The organism is Terriglobus sp. YAF25, from assembly GCF_052113305.1.
Lineage (GTDB): Bacteria > Acidobacteriota > Terriglobia > Terriglobales > Acidobacteriaceae > Terriglobus.
On sequence record NZ_JBFRCY010000392.1, the window covers coordinates 1 to 5280 of the forward strand.

7 protein-coding genes are annotated in these 5280 nt (G+C 59.9%); 6 read left to right on the plus strand and 1 reads right to left on the minus strand.

The window, feature by feature from the left end; translation table 11 throughout:
• Nucleotides 1–260 precede the first annotated feature (260 nt).
• Nucleotides 261–926: a hypothetical protein gene (locus AB4043_RS16295; RefSeq protein WP_442301631.1), complete on the minus strand. Its 666-nt coding sequence runs from the start codon at nucleotides 924–926 to the stop codon at nucleotides 261–263.
• 50 nt (nucleotides 927–976) lie between these two features.
• Between AB4043_RS16295 and AB4043_RS16300 the strand changes: the two genes are divergently transcribed.
• The 6 genes from AB4043_RS16300 to AB4043_RS16325 all read left to right on the plus strand — a co-directional run.
• Entirely contained in the window at nucleotides 977–1348 is a 372-nt protein-coding gene (locus AB4043_RS16300; protein WP_442307526.1) for a glycosyltransferase N-terminal domain-containing protein, read from the plus strand.
• The gene (locus AB4043_RS16305) at nucleotides 1257–2057 is read left to right on the plus strand and encodes a 3-deoxy-D-manno-octulosonic acid transferase (RefSeq protein WP_442307527.1); all 801 of its coding nucleotides are present in this window, start codon (nucleotides 1257–1259) and stop codon (nucleotides 2055–2057) included. The genes AB4043_RS16300 and AB4043_RS16305 overlap by 92 nt, the downstream gene beginning before the upstream one ends.
• Nucleotides 2057–3007: a tetraacyldisaccharide 4'-kinase gene (lpxK, locus tag AB4043_RS16310; RefSeq protein ID WP_442307528.1), complete on the plus strand. Its 951-nt coding sequence runs from the start codon at nucleotides 2057–2059 to the stop codon at nucleotides 3005–3007. Before AB4043_RS16305 ends, lpxK begins: the two co-directional genes overlap by 1 nt.
• Nucleotides 3008–3029: 22 nt before the next feature.
• On the plus strand, nucleotides 3030–4109 hold the full coding sequence (locus tag AB4043_RS16315) for a glycosyltransferase family 9 protein (RefSeq protein ID WP_442301628.1): 1080 nt from the start codon (nucleotides 3030–3032) through the stop codon (nucleotides 4107–4109).
• Entirely contained in the window at nucleotides 4106–4669 is a 564-nt protein-coding gene (locus AB4043_RS16320; RefSeq protein WP_442301627.1) for a methyltransferase family protein, read from the plus strand. Before AB4043_RS16315 ends, AB4043_RS16320 begins: the two co-directional genes overlap by 4 nt.
• 31 nt (nucleotides 4670–4700) lie before the next feature.
• A partial coding sequence (locus AB4043_RS16325) for a DUF3108 domain-containing protein (RefSeq protein WP_442307529.1) occupies nucleotides 4701–5280 on the plus strand: 580 nt, incomplete at its 3' end.

The window sequence follows — 5280 nt, forward strand, 5'->3', positions numbered from 1 at the left end:
GAATGTCGACCGCGGCATACGCCCTGGCTTCCTGGGCAGGTGGTGCGATACGGTCAGCGGCAAAGGCAGTGGAAGTGATTCCCCAAAAACTCAGCAGAAAAAAACGGAACATTGCCTTTAGGCTATATGGCTTTTAGAGCATTTCCCCTGTTGCTGGGTATCCCGGAAGGGCGTGCAGCGGCGTTTTCATCGCGGAAGACGCCCATAGATGCGGAAACCCTACATCACACCCACAGGAAAAATGCTCCAAGGTCATAAGGCTATGGTTTTTCTGACTTGACAGAGCGGTAGCTCTTCTTCAGTGCGATCTGGAAGGCGAAGAGCTCCTGGTTTTCCGTCTCCTGTGGAGCACGGCTCTTTACCTGGCGAATGTAGAGCTCGCTACCCTCGATCGGATCTTTCACCCCACGGATGTCGTAGAAGAGATAGCCGGAGACGGTAGTATGCGGCTTGACGACTGTGCTGGGAAAGCTAAAGTCGTTGAAATCCTGGGTGATCTTCTTGTCGACCGGATGATGAATGGTCATGGGAGGAAGCGGCCCCGGCAGCGGAATCTTGGTGCCCTTGGCGTTCTTGTAGGTGAAGAGACGGCGATTGACCTCTTCTTCGATGGCCGCGGGGATCTTGTCGTTGTCGCTGGTCATCATCTGCATACGGGCGTCGTCGAGCGAGACCAGGTTGTCAGAATTATTGGTCACGATGACGCGGATGGGCAGAAGGTCATTCTCGAGGTATTTGATGCGAAAAAACGGACACTTCTGGTCGGTGTCGCAGACGTCGGCGGCGATGGCTACCTTCTCTGCATCGTGCACATCTTTGGCCGGATAACTGGTGGCAGGATCGGCTGCGGGCGGTTTTTTGTCCGCGGCAACGGCAGGCAGGGCATATAGAAGAGCAACGGCTAACAGGCGGCGGTGACGCATCATCGGTTCCCAAACCTTTATCATCTTCGCTGTTAGACGAACAAGACCCGCGAATGATGACCCTCTACAGACTGGCTTATGTGGCAGCGCTGCTGCTGAGCGCACCGTACTGGCTGGTGCGCATGCTGATGCAGCGAAAATATGCCCTGAGTCTACGGCAGAGGCTGGGCGCTGTGCCGGAACATCTGCGGCACACGGCAAAACGCGGGAATATCGTCTGGCTGCACGCCGTAAGTGTTGGCGAGACGCTGGCGGCGACGCGGCTGGTCGAGGAACTGGAACGTGCCTTACCGGGGTACACGGTAGTGATCGGTGGTGGTCGCCAATACGCGGGTGTCGGACCGATCGTTCCGGCGGACACAGCCGGTCCGCAAGCTGTGGCAGTGGATGACCGGCAGCGTTGGCCTGCTGCTGGCGCAGAGTGATGAAGACGCTCGACGCCTGCGCGCTCTGGGAGCACGCCCGGACCAGGTACAGACAACGGGCAACCTGAAGTACGACATCCGAGTGGGAACAGAGACGCCGATCACGACTCTGTTGCGTACCCATCTCCCGCAGGGTTTGCCGTTGCTGGTAGCCGGCAGCACACTCGCGGGTGAAGAAGAAAAGCTCATCGCGTGCTGGAAGCAGGTGCAGGGTGCGGTGATGATTCTGGCGGTGCGGCATCCCGAGCGATTTGATGGGGTGGCGACGCTGCTGGATCAGAGCGGCCTCAAATGGATGCGGCTGAGCGTGTGGAGGCAAGCGCCGCAACCGATCGCTCCAGGTACGGTGCTGTTGCTGGACTCGATTGGGGAGCTGGCCTCGGTCTACTCGCTGGCGAGGGTGGCCTTTGTGGGAGGAAGTCTATTTGGCGCCGGGGGACATAATCCGCTGGAGCCGGCGCAGTGGAGTGTGCCCGTCGTGCAGGGAATGTCGTATGAAAACTTTCGCGGTCCAGTGGATGCGCTTCGGGCCGCAGACGCGATCGAGCTGGTGACAGTAGATCGCCTGTGTGCCGGGATCAGCGAGCTATTGTTCGATGCCACACATGCCGAAGCCATGGGAAGACGAGCGAGGGACGTCTTTGATGCACAGGCAGGGGCAACCGCACGCACGGTGTCAGCAATTGTCCGTATGATGGAACGCCTGTAATGAGACAATTGCTTAAACCATTCGTACCTCTATATGCCGCTGGCCTGGCCTGGAAAAACTCGCGCTTTGACCGCAAACTGAGCCAGGTACGCAAGTTGAGCCGGCCGGTGATCTCTGTCGGAAGCCTGTCCACTGGTGGAGCAGGCAAGACGCCGGTCGTGCTGGCGCTGCTGGAACTGCTGCAACAGCATGGCGTGATGGCAGATGTGCTTTCGCGCGGATATGGAAGAAAGCTGGCCCAGGCGATACCCGTCGATGCAAAAGGAGCCGCGGCGGAGTTTGGCGATGAGACCCTGATGATGGCCCGCAGAGGCTGGGAGGTCTTCGTTGCTCCGCAGCGCTATGATGCCGGGCTACTGGCCGAGGTGAAGAACAGTGCGGCGCTGCACCTTCTGGACGATGGCATGCAGCATCGCCAGTYGCATCGCGACCTGGAGATTGCCCTGCTGACGCGAGAGGACGTCAACGATCTGCTGTTGCCGGCCGGCAACCTGCGTGAGCCGCTCGAGAATCTACGCCGCGCGCAGGTGGTAGTGTTGCGCGAAGAGGAAGCCTCGCAGCTTTCGCTGGCGGTACACCACTATGCTCCGATGGCGCGGCGATGGATTATCCAGCGCTCGCTGCGGCTGGAGGAACCACGACCCGAACGCGCCCTGGCCTTCTGCGGCGTTGCTCGGCCCCTGGACTTTTTCACGACGCTGAAGCGTGCTGGTATTCCCCTGGTGTCGCAGCAGGCATTTCCCGATCACCATGCTTATACCGCGGCAGAGATTGCATCGATCAGTGAACGGGCGCAGCAGATGCTTTGCGATGCGGTGATTACGACTGAGAAAGATGCCGTAAAGCTGCCTAGGCCGATGCCGGGAATGCGGGTTGCATATCTGGATGCCGTGTTTACCGATCCGGCCACCGTGTGGGCTGATCTGCAACAGATGCTGCCGCTGCACTGACCGCTTCTGCGACAATCGAAGTTTGACCTCCGATCTTCATCGCAAGCCTGGCTCCGCTCCCCGCATTCTGGTGGTGCGCACCGGCGCCATGGGAGACATCCTGCATGGCATGCCGGCGATCGCAGCGCTTCGTCAGGCGTTTCCCCACTCCGAGATCGGATGGGTCGTAGAACCGCACTGGGCGCCGTTACTTGAAACATCGATAACAGCAAAGCCACGTTCGACAGAACGGCCTCTGGTGGATCAGGTGCACTTCGCCGAGACACGGGCATGGAGCAAACATCCGGCTTCGATAACGACGCTGCAGAGCATCCAGCAGTTGCGCCGGGAGCTGCGGGCTCGGCGGTATGAGATTGCGATCGATCTGCAAGGTTCGATTCGCTCGGCAATCATCGCGAAGCTGAGTGGAGCGAAACAGATTGTCGGTCCTGCGGAACCGCGCGAGAAGCAGGCGCGTTGGATGTACGGAACGAAGGTAGTGACGCAAGCAGAGCACGTGATTGAGCAGGGCTGTGAGATTGCGAGCGCGCTCAGTGATGTTCGGCTGCTCCCCGCACAGGTTTCGCTTCCCATCGATCCTGAGGCGGAACGATGGGCGGAGACGCAGATCGACCTACAGGCTAAGGAGCACACCGTACTGCTGGCTCCATCGGCGGGATGGGGAGCGAAGCAGTGGCCGGCGGAGCGATATGGGGAACTGGCGCTGCGGCTTAGCAGGAAGGGATACTCTGTCCTGGTGAACGCCGTTCATGAACAAGACCCGCTAGCGGCTATTGTGGTCCACGCCAGCGAAGCTACAGCAAAGCCCGTGGTTGCCAGTATCGCCCAGTTGATTGCGCTGACGCGGCGGATAAGGCTGGTGGTTGCGGGGGATACGGGGCCGCTCCATCTGGCTGCGGCGCTGCAGGCGCCCGTGGTGGGTATCTTTGGTCCGACGGATCCCGCGCGCAATGGACCGTATGGGACGCGCGGCCGCGTGCTTCGCGATGCCGGCAGCGTGCGTGATCATCGGCGGCATGCCGCGCCCGAGGCCGGGCTGTTGCGTATTTCGGTCGACCAGGTTGAGACGGCCGCACTTGAACTTCTGGAGAACAATGCATGAGTGCTCAACGCACACGATGGCAGAAGATTGCCCGCCGCATCCGCGTGCCGCTGGGATTTGTCTGCGCAGCGATCTTTCTATATGTGGCAAGACCCAGCGTGATCACACTGCTGGCGAGTATTCCGATCGTAGGCTGTGGGCTGTGGCTGCGTGGATATGCCGCGGGGTACGTGAAGAAGAATGCGGAGCTGACACAGACGGGACCCTATGCGCACACGAGGAATCCCCTGTACCTGGGGTCGATTCTGATTGCGGTGGGATTTGCAGTTGCGGCACGGAGCTGGCCGATGGCCGTAGTGCTGGTGGCGATGTTTCTGGCGATCTACCTGCCGACGATCCGGTCGGAGGAAGAGTATCTACGCGCGCACTTTTCTGACTTCGACGAGTATGCAAAGCGTGTTCCGCGGCTGTTGCCGAGGCTGACACCTGCGCGTACGACAGCGACGAAGGGGAGCTTCTCGCGGGAGCTTTACCTGCGTCACCGCGAGTACAATGCCCTTATGGGTGCGTCGGCGATTTATGCGGCCCTGGTAGCGCGGCTGCTGTTTTGGCCTCGCTGATCTTCCTGAGAGAATGGGCAGCAGTTTGCATTTGACCAGACGATTGACCAGACGATTTTTCGCCGTCGCCGCTACCCTTGCGCTCTCTGCCGCCGGCAACACACAACAGCCACAATCGGCGGCGCCTGCCGCCGCTCCGGCAATGGCCGCGCCCCAGGCTGGTTATACCTTCGCAAGCCCGCAGACTCTTACATTTACGGTCGACTGGCGTGTCTTTACCGCAGGGCAGGCGGTGTTTCATCTGGAAAACGTCAACGGACAGATGAAGGTCACGGCAACGGCGGACACACTGGGCGCGGTGAACATGCTCTACCCGGTGTCGGACAAGTATCAGGCGAGCTTCGATGCAGGTACGGGATGCTCTGCGAGCTTCTCGAAGCAGATTCAGGAAGGCCGTCGTAAGGTCAATACCGACCTGACCTTCAACTACGCCGCCGGGAAGCAGATGCTCTTCGAGCGCAACCTGATCAAGGGCAACACCAAGCAACAGGAAGCTCCGATTCCGGCATGCGTCACCGATTCCCTCTCGGCGATCTTCTATGCGGCATCACAGCCGATTGTGGTGGGACAGAACATAACGCTGCTGCTGGCTGACTCGATGCGCGTGGTGC